Source organism: Vibrio sp. D173a (assembly GCF_030248475.1).
In genome coordinates, this window is the sequence record NZ_JAHGAH010000389.1 from 1 (window position 1) to 878 (window position 878).

An 878-nucleotide genomic window follows, 5' to 3' on the forward strand; every position below is an offset into this window, starting at 1 on the left:
AGCCTTAGTAGCAAAGAGTAACCTTCAAAAAGGCAAGGTGCTTAACCATAGTAATTATGACTCCCTAAAGTCTTCGATGCGCAACCTGGGTTTAGCCAAAGGCTATTTCGATGGTAATTATGACCTAAGCCGCTTAGAAGTGGCGCCTGAGCTCAACCGTGCTTATGTGCGATTGCACTATGACAGTGGTATTCGCTATCACTTTGGCAGCACAACAGTGATGGGCAGTCAGATTGAGGATGACAAGGTTCAGTCTTTGAAACCTTTCGAACAAGGGCAGCCTTATGAAATTGCTAAGGTAGGGGAATATAACCAAAACCTTTCCAACACCGACTGGTTCTCTTCTGTGTTTGTCGAACCTGATCTTGGCGAACTTGGTAATGGTCGTGAGATCCCAATGAAGGTGAGCTTGGCTCCTCAAGCACGAAATCAGCTCGAAACGGGTATTGGTGTTTCTACCGACTTAGGCGTAAAGGGCAGTCTGAAATGGAAAAAACCTTGGGTGAACAGCAGTGGACACAGCTTTAATAGCAGCCTGTCTATATCTAAACCCGAGCAGACCATCACCGCCAGCTACAAGATCCCGCTCGATGATGTGCTTAATGACTACTATCAAGTCACTTACGGTATGAAGAATGTTGATAATCGAGATACCAAGAGCTTGGAATCGAACCTGAAACTCGAGCGTTACTGGCGTCTCGACAATGGTTGGCAGCGTACAGTCTTTGTTCGTTATCTATTAGAGAACTACGAGCAAGGTCTGCAAGATGATGTGGCGCAGTTTGTTCTGCCGGGTATCTCGTTTTCTCGCACGCGAACGCGCGGCGGTGCGATGCCAATGTGGGGTGATAAGCAAACCATTATGTTAGAAGCGGGCG

The 878-nt window shown here is 47.2% G+C and carries 1 protein-coding gene; it reads left to right on the forward strand.

Going from position 1 to position 878, the window contains the following annotated elements; genetic code table 11:
- Nucleotides 1–878: autotransporter assembly complex family protein (locus tag KIV40_RS26125; protein ID WP_375164885.1), on the forward strand; the 878-nt coding region annotated here is incomplete at both ends.